At 73.7% G+C, this 18172-nt stretch carries 19 protein-coding genes and 1 pseudogene; 12 read left to right on the top strand and 8 right to left on the bottom strand.

What is annotated here, in order from left to right:
* Window positions 1–101 precede the first annotated feature (101 nt).
* Window positions 102–545, bottom strand: coding sequence for a GNAT family N-acetyltransferase (locus GOBS_RS23140; RefSeq protein WP_208104344.1), 444 nt, complete (start codon window positions 543–545; stop codon window positions 102–104).
* 17 nt (window positions 546–562) lie between these two features.
* A complete protein-coding gene (locus GOBS_RS23135; protein WP_012950692.1) occupies window positions 563–958 on the bottom strand; it encodes an ArsR/SmtB family transcription factor in 396 nt (131 codons plus the stop codon).
* A 104-nt stretch (window positions 959–1062) separates the two neighbouring features.
* On the opposite strand from GOBS_RS23135, the gene arsB reads away from it, so the two are divergent.
* Genes arsB through GOBS_RS23115 form a run of 4 tightly spaced genes read left to right on the top strand, consistent with a single transcriptional unit; the run spans window position 1063 to window position 3716 of the window.
* Window positions 1063–2187, top strand: a complete 1125-nt coding sequence (arsB, locus tag GOBS_RS23130; protein ID WP_012950691.1) for an ACR3 family arsenite efflux transporter — start codon at window positions 1063–1065, stop codon at window positions 2185–2187.
* Window positions 2184–2843, top strand: a complete 660-nt coding sequence (locus GOBS_RS23125; protein ID WP_012950690.1) for an arsenate reductase ArsC — start codon at window positions 2184–2186, stop codon at window positions 2841–2843. Before arsB ends, GOBS_RS23125 begins: the two co-directional genes overlap by 4 nt.
* A 34-nt stretch (window positions 2844–2877) precedes the next feature.
* A complete protein-coding gene (locus tag GOBS_RS23120; RefSeq protein WP_012950689.1) occupies window positions 2878–3297 on the top strand; it encodes an arsenate reductase ArsC in 420 nt (139 codons plus the stop codon).
* Window positions 3294–3716, top strand: coding sequence for an arsenate-mycothiol transferase ArsC (locus GOBS_RS23115; RefSeq protein ID WP_012950688.1), 423 nt, complete (start codon window positions 3294–3296; stop codon window positions 3714–3716). Before GOBS_RS23120 ends, GOBS_RS23115 begins: the two co-directional genes overlap by 4 nt.
* Here GOBS_RS23115 and GOBS_RS23110 read toward each other — a convergent pair.
* A complete protein-coding gene (locus GOBS_RS23110; RefSeq protein WP_012950687.1) occupies window positions 3700–4959 on the bottom strand; it encodes an MFS transporter in 1260 nt (419 codons plus the stop codon). The two genes, GOBS_RS23115 and GOBS_RS23110, sit on opposite strands and share 17 nt — an antisense overlap.
* A complete protein-coding gene (locus GOBS_RS23105) occupies window positions 4949–6379 on the bottom strand; it encodes an FAD-dependent oxidoreductase (RefSeq protein ID WP_012950686.1) in 1431 nt (476 codons plus the stop codon). The genes GOBS_RS23110 and GOBS_RS23105 overlap by 11 nt, the downstream gene beginning before the upstream one ends.
* A 185-nt stretch (window positions 6380–6564) precedes the next feature.
* Here GOBS_RS23105 and GOBS_RS23100 point away from each other — a divergent pair, with 185 nt between their 5' ends.
* Both GOBS_RS23100 and GOBS_RS29070 read left to right on the top strand, forming a co-directional pair.
* A complete protein-coding gene (locus GOBS_RS23100; RefSeq protein ID WP_243697581.1) occupies window positions 6565–6843 on the top strand; it encodes an ArsR/SmtB family transcription factor in 279 nt (92 codons plus the stop codon).
* Window positions 6815–7201: pseudogene (locus tag GOBS_RS29070) on the top strand (MerR family DNA-binding protein); the annotation flags it as partial. The gene GOBS_RS23100 and the pseudogene GOBS_RS29070, both read left to right, overlap by 29 nt.
* 172 nt (window positions 7202–7373) lie before the next feature.
* Here the strand turns inward: GOBS_RS29070 and GOBS_RS29065 are convergent.
* Entirely contained in the window at window positions 7374–8840 is a 1467-nt protein-coding gene (locus GOBS_RS29065; protein WP_243697580.1) for an alanine/glycine:cation symporter family protein, read from the bottom strand.
* 49 nt (window positions 8841–8889) lie between these two features.
* Here GOBS_RS29065 and GOBS_RS26645 point away from each other — a divergent pair, with 49 nt between their 5' ends.
* Window positions 8890–9384, top strand: coding sequence for an ANTAR domain-containing response regulator (locus tag GOBS_RS26645; RefSeq protein ID WP_243697579.1), 495 nt, complete (start codon window positions 8890–8892; stop codon window positions 9382–9384).
* A gap of 364 nt (window positions 9385–9748) precedes the next feature.
* Here the strand turns inward: GOBS_RS26645 and GOBS_RS23085 are convergent, their stop codons facing one another.
* Complete coding sequence (locus tag GOBS_RS23085; protein WP_012950683.1) at window positions 9749–11044, bottom strand: PP2C family protein-serine/threonine phosphatase; 1296 nt, start codon at window positions 11042–11044, stop codon at window positions 9749–9751.
* 526 nt (window positions 11045–11570) lie between these two features.
* Here GOBS_RS23085 and GOBS_RS23080 point away from each other — a divergent pair.
* The 4 genes from GOBS_RS23080 (at window position 11571) to GOBS_RS23065 (ending at window position 15329) form a co-directional block, all read left to right on the top strand.
* Window positions 11571–11801: a hypothetical protein gene (locus GOBS_RS23080; protein ID WP_012950682.1), complete on the top strand. Its 231-nt coding sequence runs from the start codon at window positions 11571–11573 to the stop codon at window positions 11799–11801.
* An 81-nt stretch (window positions 11802–11882) separates the two neighbouring features.
* Complete coding sequence (locus GOBS_RS23075; protein WP_012950681.1) at window positions 11883–12668, top strand: hypothetical protein; 786 nt, start codon at window positions 11883–11885, stop codon at window positions 12666–12668.
* Between the two features lie 356 nt (window positions 12669–13024).
* Window positions 13025–14572 carry a multicopper oxidase family protein gene (locus tag GOBS_RS23070; RefSeq protein WP_012950680.1) on the top strand — a complete coding sequence of 516 codons (1548 nt, stop codon included), beginning with the start codon at window positions 13025–13027 and terminating at the stop codon, window positions 14570–14572.
* 346 nt (window positions 14573–14918) lie between these two features.
* On the top strand, window positions 14919–15329 hold the full coding sequence (locus GOBS_RS23065) for an arsenate reductase ArsC (RefSeq protein WP_012950679.1): 411 nt from the start codon (window positions 14919–14921) through the stop codon (window positions 15327–15329).
* 10 nt (window positions 15330–15339) lie between these two features.
* Here GOBS_RS23065 and GOBS_RS23060 read toward each other — a convergent pair whose 3' ends face one another.
* Both GOBS_RS23060 and GOBS_RS23055 read right to left on the bottom strand, forming a co-directional pair.
* On the bottom strand, window positions 15340–15822 hold the full coding sequence (locus GOBS_RS23060) for a hypothetical protein (RefSeq protein ID WP_012950678.1): 483 nt from the start codon (window positions 15820–15822) through the stop codon (window positions 15340–15342).
* A 6-nt stretch (window positions 15823–15828) separates the two neighbouring features.
* Complete coding sequence (locus tag GOBS_RS23055; protein ID WP_012950677.1) at window positions 15829–16356, bottom strand: hypothetical protein; 528 nt, start codon at window positions 16354–16356, stop codon at window positions 15829–15831.
* A gap of 271 nt (window positions 16357–16627) precedes the next feature.
* Here GOBS_RS23055 and GOBS_RS23050 point away from each other — a divergent pair, with 271 nt between their 5' ends.
* Entirely contained in the window at window positions 16628–18040 is a 1413-nt protein-coding gene (locus tag GOBS_RS23050) for an MFS transporter (protein WP_012950676.1), read from the top strand.
* Window positions 18041–18172 lie beyond the last annotated feature (132 nt).

The following is an 18172-nucleotide window of genomic DNA, read 5'->3' as shown; positions in this document are numbered from 1 at the left end:
TGCTACGCCTGGGCACCCGGTACCGGGTCGTCACCAGCGGCCTCCTGGCCGGCGTTCCAGGAGGACGGTGTCGCGCCATTCACCGGCCATGGGCCCGTAGGTCATCCGGGCGATGCGCTGACGGGTTCCGAGTACCCGAGAGCCGACGGCCTCGTGCAAGCGGAGGCTGGCGACGTTCTCGGGAACACGCTGGACTGAATCGTCCAGATGTCGGCGGCCTCGGTGGAGACGATGAGCTCCTCCATCAGCAACCGGCCGATCCCGTGCCCGCGTCCCGCAGGGGCGACGTAGGCGGAGTGCTCGACGACGCCGGCGTAGACGGCCCGCGCCGGGACCGGCGAGACGGCGGCCCACCCGACGACTCGCCCGCCGCCGTCCAAGGCGATGAGCCGGTGGTCGGGGAGCCTGCTGGCGTCGAACACCTCCCAGCTCGGCGGGTCGGCCTCGAAGGTGGCGTGCCCCGTCGCGATGCCCTGAGCGTAGATCTCCCGGACGGCCGGCCAGTCCTCGGCGGTAAGGGGAGCGACGGCGATGTCGGCGGACAATTGCGGTCGGGCCCTCGTCATTCGCAGGGGGACGGCAAGCTGCCACCGGCGTCGGCCGGCGCGGTGGTGGTGCTGAGTACGCCGGCCAGGGCGTCGAGCGCGCCGGGCACGAGGCGGAAGTAGGCCCACACGCCGCGCTTGTCGCGGGTAAGCAGTCCGGCGTCGACGAGCACCTTGAGGTGGTGCGACACCGTCGGCTGGGACAGGCCGAGGGGCTCGGTCAGGTCGCAGACGCACGCCTCCGCGCCCTCGTGCGCGGCCACCATCGACAGCAGGCGGAGGCGGGCGGGGTCGGCGATCGCCTTGAGGATGCGTGAGAGGTCGGCGGCCTCCTCGGCGGTCAGTGCCTGCCGCACGAGCGGCGCGCAACAGGCGATGGCCGCCGAGGGGCTGGGGACTACGTCGACGCTCACATGAACAGTATGCAGACCAGATTGATAAACGTCGATGTGTCAGGCAAGCTGCCATCGACACGGATCGATGCCTCTGATTTCTTGAGTGAAGGACTGCCCTACGCATGAGCGACACCGTCGGCGAGACCGCCCGCCGCGGCACCGACCTCGACGCCCCGGTCCTGAACCGGCTGTCGACCCTCGACCGGTTCCTGCCGGTGTGGATCATCGCGGCGATGGCCGCCGGGCTGCTGCTCGGGCGCTTGATCCCCGGCCTGGATGACGCCCTGGATGCCGTGAAGGTCGGCGACGTCAGCCTGCCGATCGCGATCGGGCTGCTGCTGATGATGTACCCGGTGCTGGCCAAGGTTCGGTACTCCGAGCTCGACCGCGTCACCGGCGACCGCCGACTGTTGGGCGCCAGCCTGGCGCTCAACTGGCTGATCGGCCCTGCGTTGATGTTCGCGCTGGCCTGGCTGCTGCTGCCCGACCTGCCCGAGTACCGCACTGGATTGATCATCGTGGGCCTGGCCCGATGCATCGCGATGGTGCTGATCTGGAATGACCTGTCCTGCGGCGACCGCGAGGCCGCCGCTGTCCTGGTGGCGATCAACTCGGTCTTCCAGATCCTGGCCTTCGCGGCGCTGGGGTGGTTCTACCTGCAGGTGCTCCCGGGCTGGTTGGGCCTGTCGACGACGTCGGCGGAGTTCAGCGTCTGGGCGATCGTGCTGTCGGTGCTGGTGTTCCTCGGCGTCCCGCTCGTCACCGGGTTCCTCACCCGCACGCTCGGCGAGCGGGCCCGCGGCCGTGAGCACTACGAGAGCCGGGTGCTGCCGCGGATCGGGCCCATCGCGCTCTACGGGCTGCTGTTCACGATCGTCATGCTCTTCGCGCTGCAGGGCGACGCGATCACGTCGAATCCCTGGGACGTCGCGCGGATCGCGCTGCCGCTGCTGGCCTACTTCTTCCTGATGTTCGGCGGGAGCTTCCTGCTGGGGATGCGTCTGCGGCTCGGTTACGCGAAGACGGCCACGCTGGCCTTCACCGCGGCCGGCAACAACTTCGAGCTGGCCATCGCCGTGGCGATCGGCACGTTCGGTGTCACTTCCGGCCAGGCGCTGGCCGGTGTCGTCGGCCCGCTCATCGAGGTCCCTGTGCTGGTGGCCCTCGTCTACGTGTCGCTCTGGGCCGCCCGCCGCTGGTTCCCGGGCGACCCCACCGTCCCCGCTGCCGTGAGGAGTGCCCGATGACCAACGACCACAGGTCGCTGCCTGGTCTGCTGACCCCTGAGGCGACGCTGCACCGCCTGGCCGATCAGCTGGCCACCCGCTTCGCCGGGGTCTTCACCCGCGAGACGATCGACCGCTACGTCTTCGAGTCCTACACCGCCTTGGGGCGCACCGCGAAGGTCACCACTCACCTGCCGGTGCTGACCGAACGATTCGCCATCGAGCGGCTCACCGCGCTCGCGCAGGCCAAGGGCGCCATCGAGACCGACACCTGCGAAATCCTGTTCGTCTGCGTCCACAACGCCGGCCGCTCGCAGATGGCGGCCGCGCTCATGGCCCACCACGGCGGCGATCGGGTGCACGTCCGCTCGGCCGGCTCGCAGCCCACCGCCAGCATCGACGACGCCGTCATCAAGGCCATGGCCGAGGTCGGCATCGACCTGGGCGCCGAGTTCCCCAAGCCGCTCACCGACGACGTCGTCCGCGCCGCCGACGTGGTGGTGACCATGGGCTGCGGCGACGCGTGCCCGGTCTATCCCGGCAAGCGTTACCTCGACTGGCAGGTCCGCGACCCCGCCGGCCTGTCCGTGGGCGAGGTCCGCGCCATCCGCGCCGACATCGACGCCCGCGTGCGCGCCCTGCTCGCCAATCTGCACCCCGCCGGCGCCGCGCGCTGACCGCGCCCGCTCATCGACCTGAAGGAGTTCCACCGTGTCCGACAAGCCCAGCGTCCTGTTCGTCTGCGTGCACAACGCCGGCCGCTCCCAGATGGCCGCCGGCTGGCTGCGCCACCTGGCCGGGGACGCCGTCGAGGTCCGCTCGGCCGGCTCCATGCCCGGCGACCGGATCAACCCCTCGGCCGTGGAGGCCATGGCCGAGGTCGGCATCGACATCACCGATCAACGCCCCACGATCCTCACCACCGAGGCCGTGGAGGCCTCCGACGTCGTCATCACGATGGGCTGCGGCGACGCCTGCCCTGTCTTCCCGGGCAAGCGATACCTGGACTGGGCGCTCGAGGACCCCGCCGGCAAGGGCGTCGAGTCCGTGCGGCCCATCCGCGACGAGATCGAGTCGCGCATCCGCGGCCTGCTGACCGAACTGCAGGTCGCTCCGGCCGCCAACCGATGAGTGGGTGCCCCAGGGTCCTGTTCGTCTGCGTGAAGAACGCCGGCAAGTCCCAGATGGCCGCCGGGCTGATGTCCGACTACGTCGGTGACGCCGTCGAGGTGTCCTCTGCCGGAACGAAGGCCGGGACCTTGCTCAACGAGCTCTCGGTCCAGTCCCTCGCCGAGGTGGGCGTCGACATCTCCGCGGAGCAGCCGAAGGCGCTGGCCGAGCAGATGATCCGGGACGCCGACGTCGTCATCACCCTGGGCCGGGAGGCTCACGTGGCACCGGTCGAGGGCACCCGCATCGAGCAGTGGGTCACCGACGAGCCCTCCGAGCGGGGCATCGACGGCATCGAGCGGATGCGCCTGGTGCGTGACGACATCGCCGCGCACGTGCGGAGACTCGCTCTCGACCTCGGGGTCACTCCCCGTCGGTGACCGGGGCGACGGGGGGGCGCCTCCCCGTCTGCCACGCCAGCACGGCGGCCGCGACGACGCCGGCCGCGAGGAGCCCGAAGGCGCCGGCGTAGCTGCCGAGTACCTCGGCCAGGGCCGTGCCGGCCCAGGGGGCGAGCGCGGTCGCCGCGGTGATCGGGGCGGCGAAGTACCCCGACAGGGTGCCGTAGCGGGCGGTACCCCAGCGGTCGGCGACCGCGGTGGCCTGCAGCAGGGTGCACGCTCCCCGGACGGCGCCGAGGGCGACGGCGGCAGCGATGAGCGCGACCGGCGGGCCGCTCAGGGCGCCGAGCAGCCCGATGGTCAGCGCGGAGGCGCCGATGAGACCGACGGTCCGCCCGGTCGGGGTGGTGCGGGCACTGAGCGGCCCGTAGACGACGCGGCCGAGCAGCTGCCCGGCGCCCAGCAGGCCGAGGGCCGTCGCGGCCAGGGAGGCCGAGAGCCCGCGCCCGGTGAGCAGCGGGATCACCGTCAGGCTCGCGGCGTAGAGGCCGAACGCCGTCAATGTCAGCGCCGCCGACAGGGCCAGGAACTGGCCGCTGCGCACCTCGGCCGGCACCCGCGAGCGTCGGCGGCCCGCCAAGGGCTCCCGGTGGTCCACCCGCGTCCAGGGCGCCGTAAGCGTGGTGGCGTGCACCGGGATCGTCACCACGGCCAGCACGCCGGCAAGCACCAGGTAGGCCCCGCGCCAGCCCAGTGCCTCGACCAGCGCGTGGGTCAGCGGTGCGAACAGCGTGCTGGCCAGACCTGCGACGAGGGTCAGGGTGGTGAGCGCCCGGACCCGCCGGTCGCCGTACCAGCGGGTGAGGGCCGCGAAGGCGGCCTGGTAGAAGACCGCGGACATCGCCGCCCCCGCGACCAGCCAGGCCAGCAGGAAAGTCGGGTAGGTCGGCGCCAGCGCGATGCCCACGGTCGCGGGGACCGCCAGCACCGAGCCCGCCGTCATCACCCGCCGCGGCCCGAGGAAGTCCAGCCAGCGCCCGACCGGGATCCCGGCCAGCGCCGAGACGACCAGGCCGGCCGAGAACGCCGCGGTGGCCGCGGTGGCCGACCAGCCGGTGTCGACGGTGATCGCCGCGAGGGCCACCGGGAACGCGTAGTAGAGGACTCCCCAGCTGGTGACCTGGGTGACGCACAGACCGATCAGGGCACGCCGCGGCGGACGCCGAGGAGTCCCGGCGTCCGCCGCGGCGGTCGAGCCGACGTCGCGCTGCTCAGCGCCCATGCGGCGGTGCGGACAGCGTCACCGCGACCGGTGCGGCGCCACAGCAACCGGCTGACGGCGGCGGCTCCTCGGCCGAGTAGCCGTGCTCCGAGCCGGTCGTGAAGCCCACTCCGGTGCCACAGCTCGCCGTCTCCGCCGCCTCGCGGTCACCGAGGTCCGTGGAACAGACCCCGGTCTCGGGCAGGGCGAGCTCGATGCGGGCGGCGGCGTCGGCGTCACCGGCGAGCGCGGCCGCGATGGAGCGGACCTGCTCGTAGCCGGTGGCCAGGAGGAACGTCGGCGCACGGCCGTAGGACTTCATCCCGACGATGTAGAAGCCCTCGTCGGGGTGGGCGAGCAGTGCCTCGCCATGCGGCGGGACGGTGCCGCAGGAGTGGAAGTTCGGGTCGATGAGCGGCGCCAGCGCGGCGGGGGCCTCGACGCCCGGGTCGAGGCTCAGGCGGACCTCGCGCAGCATCTCCAGGTCCGGCCGGAAGCCCGTGGACCCCACCACGGTGTCGACCTGCAGGTGGAGGGCGGCCCCGTCGCGGCCGGTACCGGCGACCGTCACCGGGCCGGTGCCGTGATCTGGAGGCGTCAGGGACGACATGGTGAACTCGCGGATGAGCGTGACCTCGCCGCTGGTGACCGCGGTCTTCAGCGACGAGCCCAGCAGGCCGCGGGCAGGCAGTCCGTCGGCGTCACCCCCGCCGTAGAGGCGGGCCGGCGAGCGGCCGCGGATGGCCCAGGTGACCTCGGTGCCCGGCTCCTCGTCGCGGAGCCGTACCAGGGCCAGCAGGGTGTTGGCGGCCGAGTGGCCCATGCCGACCACGAGTGTGTGGCGCCCGGCAAACCGCTTCCGGTCGGTGCCCAGGAGGTCAGGCAGCGGACCGGCAAGCCATGGACCGGCCTGGTCCTCACCGATGGCCGGCAGCCCCGCGGCGCCCAGCGGGTTGGTGTGTCCCCAGGTGCCGGAGGCGTCCAGCACCGCGCGGGCCAGGACGTCGTCGACCTGGCCCTCGTGCATGGTCCGGACGACGTAGGGCCGACCTTCTCGCCCGACCGTGCGGGTCTTGTCGACGCCCTGGCGGCTGACCGCCAACACTCGCGTGCCGGTCCGGATGCGTCGGGCCAGCTCCGGTGTGGCCGCGAGGGGGGTGAGGTAGTCGTCGACCAGCTCGGCGCCCGTGGGCAGAGCGTCCCGGTCGGGGGACTCCCACCCGTGTGCCTCCAGCAGGCGCAGTGCGGCGGCGTCGACGTCGTACTCCCACGGCGAGAACAACCGGACGTGCCCCCACTCCCGCACCGCGGCGCCCACCTGTTCGCCGGCCTCCAGCACAAGCGGCTCGAGCCCTCGTTCCACCAGGTGTGCAGCGGCGGCCAGCCCGACCGGTCCGGCTCCGATCACCACGACCGGCAGCTCCGACGTCTCCGTGCTCATCCCTACCAGCCCCTAGTTATCGACCCACATCGATGGGCAAAACGTATCAGCGAATGCTGTTGATGGCAATGAAGCTATGTCATACTCGGGTCGTGAGCCAAGATCTCGGTGTCAGGCTGCTGGACCGCGCCAGCCTCGCTTCGGCAGCTGAGCAGGCCCAGTTGCTCGCTCCTCAGCTGAAGGCGTTGTCCGACTCCAATCGGCTGCACCTGCTGCTGCTCCTCGCCGAGGGGTCGCGGTCGGTGCGTGAGCTGACCGAGCTCAGCGGGATGAGTCAGACCCTCGTGAGTCACCACCTCACCCCGCTGCGCGAGCAGGGGCTGGTGACGGTGACGCCCCGGGGTCGCAGCAACGTGTACGCCCTGTGCTGCGAGGCGCTCGCCGGGCCGGTGCGGCTGCTCGCCACCCTCGCCGCGCTGACGCCCGAGGGCGCCGATGCCTGCTGCGCCGACCGAAGTGCTTGACCGCGGTCCACGGTCCAGCTTCAGTGGCGTGACCACCTCGGCCGTCCGAGGGCTGCGGGTCGCTGAGCTCGCCTCCGCCGTCGGAGTGTCGCCGGACACCGTCCGCTACTACGAGCGCGCCGCGCTCCTCCCGCCGCCCGGCCGCACAACGGCCGGTTACCGGAGCTGCGACGCCGGTGCGGTCGACCGGCTCGGATTCATCCAGGGAGCCCAGCGGCTCGGGCTCCGCCCGGCCGACATCCGCGACCTCCTCGCCGTCCGGGACACCGGCACGTGTCCGTGCGAGCCCGCCGAGGACCTGCTGCGTCGTCGGATGGCCGAGGTCGACGCTGAGATCGCCCGCCTCGTTGCCCTCCGTGCCGAGATGGAGACCCCGTCCGACGCGTCGTCGGCCGCAGACTGTCCTCCTCCCAGCCCCGGCACCTGGTGCCCGCCAGTAGGAGGTGATCCTTCGTGTCCAGTCTCATCCGGGGCAGGCGCCGGCGTCGCCCGCGGCGGAGATACGGAGGCGCCGACCCTGCCCTCGTCGGTCACGCGGTGCGGTCGTGGTGGGCGGCGTACTCGGGGGTCCAGACGCTGTCGTGCAGATCGCGAGGCAGATCCTTGTTTCCGGTGCTGCGGAACACCGGGTCCTGGCCTGCCCTCGTCTGCCGCTCGAAGTCCCGAAGGGCGCCCAGGGCCCAGCGGCCGAGCAGGACCAGCGCGACGAGGTTGACCAGCGCCATGAACCCCATGGCGACGTCGGCCAGTGCCCACACCGTGGCCAGTTCCAGGAGGGCACCGGCACCGACCACGGCCACGACCAGCGCGCGGAACACCGTCAGCGCGATCGGCCGAGCGCGCAGGAAGGTCATGTTGACCTCCGCGTAGGAGTAGTTCCCGAGCACTGAGGAGAACGCGAAGACGAAGATCAGGACGGTCATGACCCAGTTGAGGCCGCTACCGAGCTCGTGGGCCACGGCAGCCTGGGTGAGGGAGGCTCCCTCGGTTGTCTCGCCGGGCCGGTACACCGCGGAGCCGGCGAACAGGATGATGAACGCCGTCGCGGAGCAGACGATGATGGTGTCGACGAAGACCCCGAGCGACTGGATCAATCCCTGCTTCACCGGGTGGCTGGTGGTCGCGGTTGCCGCGGCGTTGGGGGCACTGCCCATGCCGGCCTCATTGGAGAACAGCCCACGCTTGGCGCCGTTGAGCAGGGCCGCCGCGATCCCGCCGGTGATGCCGGCAGCGGCCTCGCCCACACCGAAGGCCGCCGAGAAGATCTGCCCGAGCACGGTGCCCACCTGTGTCACGTTGAGCGCGATGATCACGGCGGCGAGCAGCACGTAGGCCAGCGCCATCGCCGGCAGCATGAACTCGGCGACGCGAGCAATGCGGCGGACCCCGCCGAACACCACCGCGGCCGTCAGGATCATGAGGGCAGCCGCGGACCACCACTCGCCGACCCCGTGTCCGGTGGCCAGCACGTCGCTGATGGTGTTGGCCTGAACCATGTTGAACGCGACGCCGAAGGTGAAGATCAGCAGGACGGCGAAGAGGATGCCGCCCCGCCGGGACCCGAGACCGCGTTCGATGTAGAAGGCCGGCCCGCCGCGGAAGCTGCCGTCCCCGGCCGGGATCTTGAAGATCTGGGCCAGCGTCGCCTCGATAAGGGCGGTGGCCATGCCGACGAGGGCCACCACCCACATCCAGAAAATCGCTCCGGGGCCACCGAGCGTCAGGGCGATGGCGACGCCGGCGATGTTGCCGGTCCCCACCCTTGAGGCCAGGCCGACGCAGAAGGCCTGGAACGACGAGATTCCGCCCTCGGAGCCGCTGCGGGAGGAGGCGATCTGGCGGACCATGCGCCCGAACATGCGGACTTGGACGAAGCGCGTGCGGATCCCGAAGTAGAGGCCCACTCCCAGGAGCACGTAGATCAACACGTACGACCAGAGAACGTTCGAGACGGGGTCGATCAGGTTTTCCTGGATGAAGTCCATCAGGGCCTCCACGTGGTGGACATGCGGGCGCTGGGATGGTGACCTCGCGGGCGAGGGCCGCGTGCTCGTCGTCGAGTTGATGGCTCCCGCAGGGCATCATCGGGCTCGACGCGGCGACGCGCACCCCGAGCCCGATTGCGCCAGTGGCTCCGATCTCGCGGGTCGGGGCCTCGGCGCCAGCCCACGCCGCGGACTACGCACGCGGCAGCGCGGTAACCGGTGCTACGCCCGGACGTCGGACGCCTTCGATGAGGCGAGCCGGTCGATGGCCACGGGGTTCGCCCCCTACGCGGCGGTCGCCGCCGAAACCGTCCAGGCTTACCGCAGCGCCCGGGAGACGGCCGACAACCTGCAGATCGCGCTCGAATCCCGGGCGGTGATCGAGCAGGCCAAGGGCATCCTCATCGAACGCCACGAGTTGACCGCCGACCAGGCGTTCGAAGCCCTGGCCACAGAGTCGGTGAACAGGAACGTGAAGGTGCGTGACATTGCCGAGCACCTGGTCCTCACCGGCCACCTCCCACTGGTCCGGACCCGGTCCACGGTCGGCCGCTGATCCGGCCATCGAGCAGCGGGACGAATCGCCTCCGCTCGCACGATGGCCCCTGTGCAGCCGCGGCGGCCACCCGGGGGGCTCGCTGCGGTCAGGGTCCCGCCACTCCTGACCGTGGGGTGGCGGGACCGCCTCTTACCCGAGGGCGCACGCTAGAGCCTTGAGCTGACTGCAATCGGACGAAACAAGATCCCCCAAGACACGCCCTCGGCCGCCGGGGCCTCGGTCGTCACTGCTGCCAGCATCGGTGACGGCTGTGCCCAGCCCGCCAGGCGGCGGACATGCCGGCCGCGCTGGTGCAACCCTCCGCGCGTGGGCGCGTCCGGGGTCGGGGTCGGTCGCGCTCTCGCCGGGCGCCCGGCGAGCATCAGCCGGTGGGGGTCGCCTCGGGGATGTCGCGGTCGAGCTCGTCGTCCCGGGGTGGGCCCTTCCACTCCAGCAGCAGCAGCGAGGCGTCGTCACTGGTCCGGCCGGAGCGCGCGGCCATCAGCGCGTGCGAGAGCCGCCGCACCGCCTCCGCGCAGGTCAGGTCGGCCGCGGTCGTCTGCTCGATCAGGCCGCGCAGGCGCTCCTCGCCGAACTGCTCACCGTCGGACAGCCGCTCCTCGACTACCCCGTCGGTGAAGAACAGCACCCGGTCCCCGGGCTCCAGCTGGGCCGTCTGCACGACAGGGGTGCCGGCGCCGAAGCCGACCGGCCGGCTGACCGGACCGGTGAGCTCACCGATCACCCGGCTGCCGCGCACCCACAGCGCGGGCGGGTGCCCGGCGTTGACCCAGCTGAGCACGCCGGTCTCGGTGTCGAGGTGACCCAGCTGGGCGGTTGCGAAACGCCCCGGGAACGAGGTGGCGATCGCCTGGTCCATCGCCGGGTACAGCTCGGTCAACGGGAGCTCGGCCAGCCGCCCGTGCCGGTAGGCGGCGATGATGACGGTCGCCATCGTCGCGGCCTCCAGGCCGTGGCCCATCGCGTCGAACACCGCCACGTGCAGCACGTGCTCGTTGAACGCGTAGTCGAAGCTGTCGCCACCGACCTCGTAGGCCGGCTCCAGGATCCCCGACAGGTCTACGACGGGAGTGGTCATCGACAGCGGCGGCAGCATCTGCCACTGCAGGTGCGCGGACAGGCTCAGCGGCCCGGCGGTGCGCACCCGGGTGAACGCGTCGGTGTAGTTGTCGTTGGTCACGATCATGTCCGCCACCAGGCCGGCCAGCCGCTGGGCGAGCTGCCGGTCGTAGTCGTGCAGCTGGGGGAGGGTCAGGCCGAGCACGCCGACCCGGTTGGACCCGTCCAGCAGCGGCAGGTGCAGCCGGACCGAACCGTCGGGGAACCATTCCTCGACCGACTCCTCGGTGGCGAACGCCTGCCCGGCCGAGCTGTCGGCGATGAGGAGTGGATCGCCGACCAGACCCGGCCCGGTCAGCGGCCGCAGCGTCAGCTGCGCGAGGTCCTGCAGGTGGATGCTGACGTCGGTGGCCCCCGCGATCCGCGCCTCCTGCGCGATGAGCTGGCCGGCCAGCCGGGGGGCGATCAGGTGCACCCGGTCCAGCAGGGCACCCAGCAGCCGTTCCCCCACGCTCTCGGCTGCCGGCCGGCCCTCGTCCCGGTCGGTGAAGCCGCCCTGCGGCTCCGTTCCGTCGCTCGCCGTCACCTTCACGGCCATGAGCAGACACCGGCCTGGGCGGATATGCCAGGGGCCGGGCTCCCGTCACAGGCGGTGACCGATCGGGTGGTGGACCGACGCAGGTGTGCAGGTGAGCTCGCGAGAGGAGCGTCGCTCATGCTCAGGGGCGTCGAGCCCGGCGGCCAGGTGCTACCGGATCCGCGTCGGCGACGGTGTGTCGGCTGTGGTCGCACTGTCCGGGTCGGGACTCTCGGTCCGCGGGTCGTGGGTCCGATCCCCACGGGGCCCACCTCGACGTCCCCCTGCGACACGCGAGCGTCGCGCCCGACGCGGCGTGACCGCGCAGTGCCGGTACCCGTTCCACGCTGGGATCCGGGGATCTTGTCGACAAGGCGGCGTCCGCAGGCACGGGTCACCGGCCGCCCGCGCGGGCCTCCACAACGATGCGGTGACGGCGCCGTCCGCGCGGCGGCCGGGAGCCTGGATCGCGCCTGGTCGGGCCCTAGTTTTCCGGCTGTCCGCGGCACTTCCCCAGCCGCGACGGGACCGCCTGAGGAGAACCCGCGTGAGCGCGCCGACCGTCACTCCCACCCGCACGTCGACCGACGTCCAGCAGATCCCGGCGGACGACGGGCTGGCCCTGCTGCTGGACCTGTTCGCCCTCGAGCCCGCGGAGGAGCCGCAGCGCCCGGCGGACGGCCGGCGCCCGGCCGGCGCCTGGGCGCGCGTGCAGCACTGGACGCGTCGGGCCGCCCTCTGGGGCGCCGGTCCACGGGGGGCCTGGCGTGCCTGGTGAGCGCGGGTTCGGGTCGGAGTCGATGACCACGCGGTCCGCCGCCTCCCTGGCGGTCGGATCCCGGTGCGGAGAGGTGGAGTCGTGATCGTGTCGCCCGCGATGGCCGTGCTGGGCTTCGTCGCGCTGCTCGGGCTGGTCGTCGCGCTGGGCAGGAGCTCGACGGCTCGGTACGAACGTGAGCGTGCGCGGGAGGCGCAGCAGTCGACGGAGGGCGCCGACGTGCCGGCGCCCTCGGTGGAGCAGGAGCGGCCGGGGACCCACCCGGCCGGGCGGGGCACGTCGGCGTGGTGGCTCGTCGACGAGCCCGGGGACGGGTCGGGCGCGGTGGTCCTGGCCGGCCCGTTCCCCGACCGGATCGAGGCGGACTGGGCCGCGGCCACCGGCGACCTGCCCGCCTCGGCGCAGGTGGTCTACGGCGCCCGCCGGGCCGACGGCGTGCTGGTCCGGCGACAGTCGCCGCTGGAGCGGGCCTGGCTCGCCGAGCTCGGCGGTCAGCTGGACCGGCTGGCCGACGACTGGGACGAGCTGCTGTCGGACGCCGACGCGCTGACCACCCTCCTCGTGGAGGTAAGCGCGGGGCTCGTCGAGGCCGGGCTCACCCTGCACGACGCCGCCGGCGGCAGCCCGGCCGGCGGTGTATGCCTGGTCCCCGACCCCGCCCGCCGCGGCATCCTGGTCACCTGGCGCCAGCACGACCGGATGAGCCTGGAGCGCGTCCGGGGCGCCGCGGTGGAGGCCGCGGTCGAGCGCACGATGAACGCCGCGATCGCCGACGTCCTGACCGAGCTGGGCTTCCCCGTCACGCCCGTCGGGACCAGCGGGTGCCACCTGGTCGCCGCCGACCAGCAGTCGGCGTCGGCGGCCTGACGCCGGAGCGACCGGGGCGCCCCTGACCTGCCGTGGGGCGCGCTCTGCGTACGTGCAGGTCGAAGGGTCGGGGCGGGATCCGGCGCGGGGACGTCGCAGCGTGCCCGCAAGTGGACGTTGCGTGGTGGCCGAGGGCGGGCCCTGGCTAGGCTGCCGCTGCACGTCACGCGGACGGCGCCCGGCGCAGCACCTGCGATCGCGGGCCGCCGCCCCCGCTGAGCACACAGCGGACCGTCCGCCCCACCCGATGGGCGATGACCTCCCTCGCCGTTCCGCGTTCCCTCCCGCGCCACGGGCGCACCGACGCCGGTCCCGTACCGGTGCGGCTCTCTGCCGAGAGCAGGAAGGACGCGGTCATGACAGGTCCCGACTCCCCTCGAACCGGTCCGGATCGGACCACGGCCCCGGTCCCGCCTCCGGACGACGTCGCCGGCAGGCACCTCGTCCCCGGGCTCAGCCGCCGCCGCGCGCTGCAGCTGGGCGGGCTGGGCCTGCTCGGGATCGCGATCGGCGCTCCGGGGTGGGGTCCGTCCGCCGGGCTGGCCCTCGCCGCCGAATCGCTCACGGAGCCCGAGACGCTGCGCAGCGAGAACGGCCTGCTGCGGGTCCGGCTCGAGGTCGCCGAGACCTCCGTGACCCTCGCCGGCCGGCCGGCGCACATGCTCACCTACAACGGCACCGTCCCCGGTCCCACGCTGCGGCTGCGTCCCGGTGACCGGCTGCAGGTCGAGCTGGTCAACCGGCTCTCCGACCCGACCAACCTGCACACGCACGGGCTGCACGTCTCCCCGAAGGGCAACGCGGACAACACCCTCGACGTCCACGTGCAGCCGGGGGAGTCCTTCCGGTACGACATCCAGCTGCCCGACGACCACCCGCCGGGCCCGTTCTGGTACCACCCGCACGAGCACCACCTGACGGCCGACCAGATCTGGAGCGGCCTCTACGGCGGCATCGTGGTGGAGGACGCCGGCCCGGAGGTCCCGGTCACCCGGGACCGCGTCCTGGTCGTCTCGGACACCACCCTGGACGACGACGGTCACCCGGTGCACGTCTCCGAGCGGGAGCGGACGAAGGGCCGCGAGGGTCAGCTGGTCCTGGTGAACGGGCAGCTGACGCCCACGCTCGAGGCCCGCCCGGGGGAGCGGGAGCGGTGGCGGATCATCAACACCTGCACGTCCCGATTCCTCAAGCTCCGGCTCGACGGGCACCGGGTGGACCTGCTGGCCACCGACATCGGCCGGCTCGCCGAGCCGCGCCGGGTGGAAGAGGTCGAGGTCCTCAACAGCGGCCGCGTCGACGTCCTGGTCACCGTGGGGGAGCAGACCGGCGAGCTGCAGGGCCTGGCCAACCCGCGCACGCGGGGCGGTGACGGCCCCTCCGGGGCGCCGGGTGCGCTCGCGACGCTGCGGGTGAGCGGCAGCCCCGTCCCCGCCCTGCCGCCGGTGCCGGCGTATCCGCAGCTCGCGGACCTGCGCGGGGTCGAGCCCGCCGCCCGCCGCACCATGGCCCTCGGCCTCGACCGGTCCGGCGGAGGGCACGAGGACCACGGCGACGGGCACGGCTCGGGCGGGATGGTCATGACCATCGACGGCCGGCCCTTCGACCCCACCCGCACCGACGTGGTCACCCGGCTGGGGACGGTCGAGGAGTGGACCTACGTCAACCACACCGGGATGGACCACCCGATGCACCTGCACGTGTGGCCGATGCAGGTCGTCGCCGTCGACGGCCGGCCGGTCGAGGGCGTCGTCTACCAGGACGTCGTCCGGGTGTCGGCGGGCGGCGAGACGACGGTGCGCATCCCCTTCGAGGACTTCGACGGCCGCACCGTCCACCACTGCCACATCAACGACCACGAGGACGCCGGCATGATGGCGGTGGTCGAGGCCCGGACCGGCTGACCCCGCGGCCCTCCGGGAAGTGGCGCGCGGCGATCGCCGTCCGCCGCCACCGTCCCCGCTCGCCCGGAACCAGCAGCCGGGCGGCATCGCCGCCGCGGGTCCCGCGCGTGCCGTGCAGGGCGAGCGTCCCAGGAATGCGCGGGTTCGGCTCCCGGGGCCGGGCGTCGCGTCCCGCTCGGCCGGCGGCCGGTCGGGGTGCGGCCCCCAGGCGGCACGGCCGGGCAGGGGCCGGCCCGTCAGCACGTCGACGTCCCGGGCAGGATGGACGTCGACGTCCGCCGGTGCAGCGTCCCGGCGGGACCGCGCTCCTCGCAGCCACCCGTCCGCCCTCGTCCAGGAGCACCCGATGACCCGGCCCAGTGTCCTGTTCGTCTGCGTGCACAACGCCGGCCGCTCCCAGATGGCGGCCGGCTGGCTGCGCGCCCTCGGCGGCGACGCCGTGGAGGTCCGCTCCGCCGGCTCGCTGCCCGGCGACCGGGTCAACCCCGCGGCGGTGGAGGCGATGGCCGAGGTCGGCATCGACATCGCCGACCAGCAGCCGAAGGTGCTGACCACCGATGCGGTCGAGGCCTCCGACGTCGTCATCACCATGGGCTGCGGCGACGCCTGCCCGGTCTTCCCCGGCAAGCGCTACCTCGACTGGGCCCTGGAGGACCCGGCCGGCAGGGGTGTCGCGGCGGTGCGCCCGATCCGCGACGAGATCGGCGCCCGCGTCCGCGGGCTGCTGGCCGAGCTGGACGTGCCCGTCCGCGGCTGACCCGCCGGGGTCAGAACACCGCGGCCGAGGCCGCCGAGGCGGCGCCGACCCACCGTCCGTGGACGGGCGTGACCGTGTACCGCACCGCGCCCAGGTACAGCGTCGTGCTGTCGGTGCACGTCTGGGTGGCCGCTCCCGGCGAGGCCGGCACGTAGACGCCGGGGACGCCGTCGGTCACCGTGCCCCTGCAGGTGCCGGTGTCCATGGCGGCGCTGCTCAGGGTGGCGGTCCGCGTGAGCACGTACCCGGTCGCCGGCCGGCCCCCGAACGGCCGCGCCGTGTTCCAGGTGACCGTGAAGGTGCGTGCGGCGGGGTAGACGCCCTCGGCGCTCACCGTCGGGGCGACCGGGCTGCCGGCGGGCATCACCGTGGCCGCGCCGGTGGCCGGCCCCGCCCCGGAGACGGCCCAGGCCGCGGCGGCCTCTGGCAGAGGACCGGGCGCACCGGCCGCGAGGGCGAGCAGCGCGAGGACGGCGAGCAGCCGGGAGTGCACGGCGGGTCAGGCCGAGGCGCCGGTGACCGTGACGGGGACGCTGAACGACGCGCCCTGACAGCCGTTCTCGGCCGTCGAGACCATGTAGAGCGCGCCCGGGACGATCACCGCGGTGGGCCCGGAGCCCGCCGCCAGGGTGACCGGAGGGCTCAGCGTGACCGGCGCGCCGGTCGTGGGCAGCACGCTGCCGGCGGCGCAGGTGCGGCCGGTCAGCGGGTTGGTCGTCACCGACCCGACGGTGGCCGTGGTGATCGTCACCGGGAACGGGTTGGGGTTGGCCACCGTGGTGGCGACCGACCCGACGGTGCCCGAGGCGTAGCCCGTCGCCGGCGTGCTGTCCGCCGGCAGCGGGTACAGCGCACCCAGCGGGGTCCCGGCGGACACGACCAGCCCGCTGACGCTGGCGGCCTGCGCGGAGCCGGTGCCGGTGCCGGTGGCGGTCCAGGACGCCACGGCCACGCCGCCCCCGAACAGCAGGACGAAGACGCCGGCGACGACCCCCGCCCGCCGGCGCCACACCCCGCTGGTCCGCATCGTGGTCCCCGCCGTCCCGCGTCGAGCCTTCCGTCGTGCACCACCATCGGCCGCGCGACCGGCCGTGTTGAGACGAACGTGCCGCACGCCTCACCCCGTGTGGCGCCCGTGACGTTTGAGCCGGTGCTGTGGTGACCTGCACACCCGTGTTGACGGCGGGCTGCGGCATGAGCTGCAACCGTGGAGACGGGTGCCCGAGGTCGTGTGCTCTCCCCGCCCCTCGAGCGGCCACCCCTGCGCGGTGGCCCGTGTCTCCCCCTGCGAGGTCCCCGTGCTCAGCTCTCCCTTGCTCTCGCGTGCCCGGACGACGGTGCCCCCACCGTCGCCGCCGTCGCTGTCCCGGCAGCAGGCCGCCGTCGCCGCCGTCTTCGCCCTGGACGGCGCCGTCTTCGGCAGCTGGGCCGCCCGCGTGCCCGACGTCGCCGCCGCGGTGGGCGTGGGGCACAGCGCGCTCGGCGTCGCACTGCTCTGCCTGTCCGTCGGCGCGCTGGCGGCCATGCAGGTCACCGGCGCGCTGTGCGCCCGGCTCGGCGCGGGGGTGGTGACCACCCTCGGGGCGTTCCTGCTCTGCGTGTCGGTGGTGCTGCCCGGCCTGGCGACGTCGATGCCCGGGCTGTGCGCCGCCCTGCTCGTCTTCGGCGCGGCCACCGGCATGGTCAACGTGGCGGCCAACGCCGTCGGCGTCACCGTCGAGGGCCGGCTCGGGAGGCCGCTGCTGTCCGGCCTGCACGCCGGCTTCAGCTTCGGCGGCCTGGCCGGCGCGCTGCTCGGCGGCCTGCTGGCCTCGGTCGCGGGCGTCGCCGCCCACCTGGTGCTCGTCGGCGCCCTCGGCCTGCTGGTCACCGCGTGGGTCGCGCGGGCCCTCGCCGGCGCGGACGGCCCCCCGTCCGCGGCGCCCGGACGCGCCCGCGAGGCGGAGCGGTCGCGGCCGACCGCGGTGCTCGTCGTCCTCGGCGCCGTCGCCGGCTGCACCGCCTTCGGCGAGGGCGCGCTCTCGGACTGGGGAGCGCTGCACCTGCGCGAGCAGCTCGGGGCCACGACGACGCTGGCCGCCGCCGGGTACGCCGGGTTCTCCCTGGCCATGGCCTGCGGCCGCCTCGCCGGGGCCCGGCTGGTGGCGGCCCTGGGGGAGCGGCGGCTGCTCGCCGGCGGCACCGTGCTGGCCGCGGCCGGGGGTGTCGCGGCGCTGACGGCGACCACGCTGCCGACGGCCCTGGGTGGGTTCGTGCTGGTGGGCCTCGGGCTGGCCAACGTCTTCCCGCTGGCCATCTCGCGGGCCGGACTCCTCGGCGGTGCCCGCGGCATCGCGCTGGCGACCACCGTCGGCTACACCGGCCTGCTGGGCGGGCCGCCGCTGATCGGCCTGCTGGCCGAGCACGCCGGGCTGCCCGCGGCGCTGGCGACGGTCCCGCTGCTCGCGCTGGTCGCCACCGTGCTGGCGCTCTCGGTCGCCGGGGACGCGCTGCGGGTGCCGGTGACCCCGCGCGGCCTGGTCGCGGCCGTCGCCCCCCGCGTCCAGCCGCTGGTGTCGGGCTTCGGCCACGGCACCGCGGTCTACGTCCGCGAGCTGCGCGCGCTGGACCCGTCGCCTGACGGCTCTGCAGCCGGCGAGCGCCTCCGACAGGTTCCCCGCCATCGGTTCCTCCACGACCGCGACCCGGTGACAGGCGTCCGCCTGCGGTGACGTCCCCGTCGCGACGACGCCGCTGCGGACCTCGAGCCGCCGTGCGTCCCCGCCGGCAGGGGCAGGAACCGCGCCGGGGGGCGGCGTCGGGGCGGGACGCGCTTCGGCTCAATCCCCGCCACCCCGCTGCCG

Source organism: Geodermatophilus obscurus DSM 43160 (assembly GCF_000025345.1).
Classification (GTDB): Bacteria; Actinomycetota; Actinomycetes; order Mycobacteriales; family Geodermatophilaceae; genus Geodermatophilus; species Geodermatophilus obscurus.
This window is presented reverse-complemented; position numbering and strand designations above follow the sequence as displayed.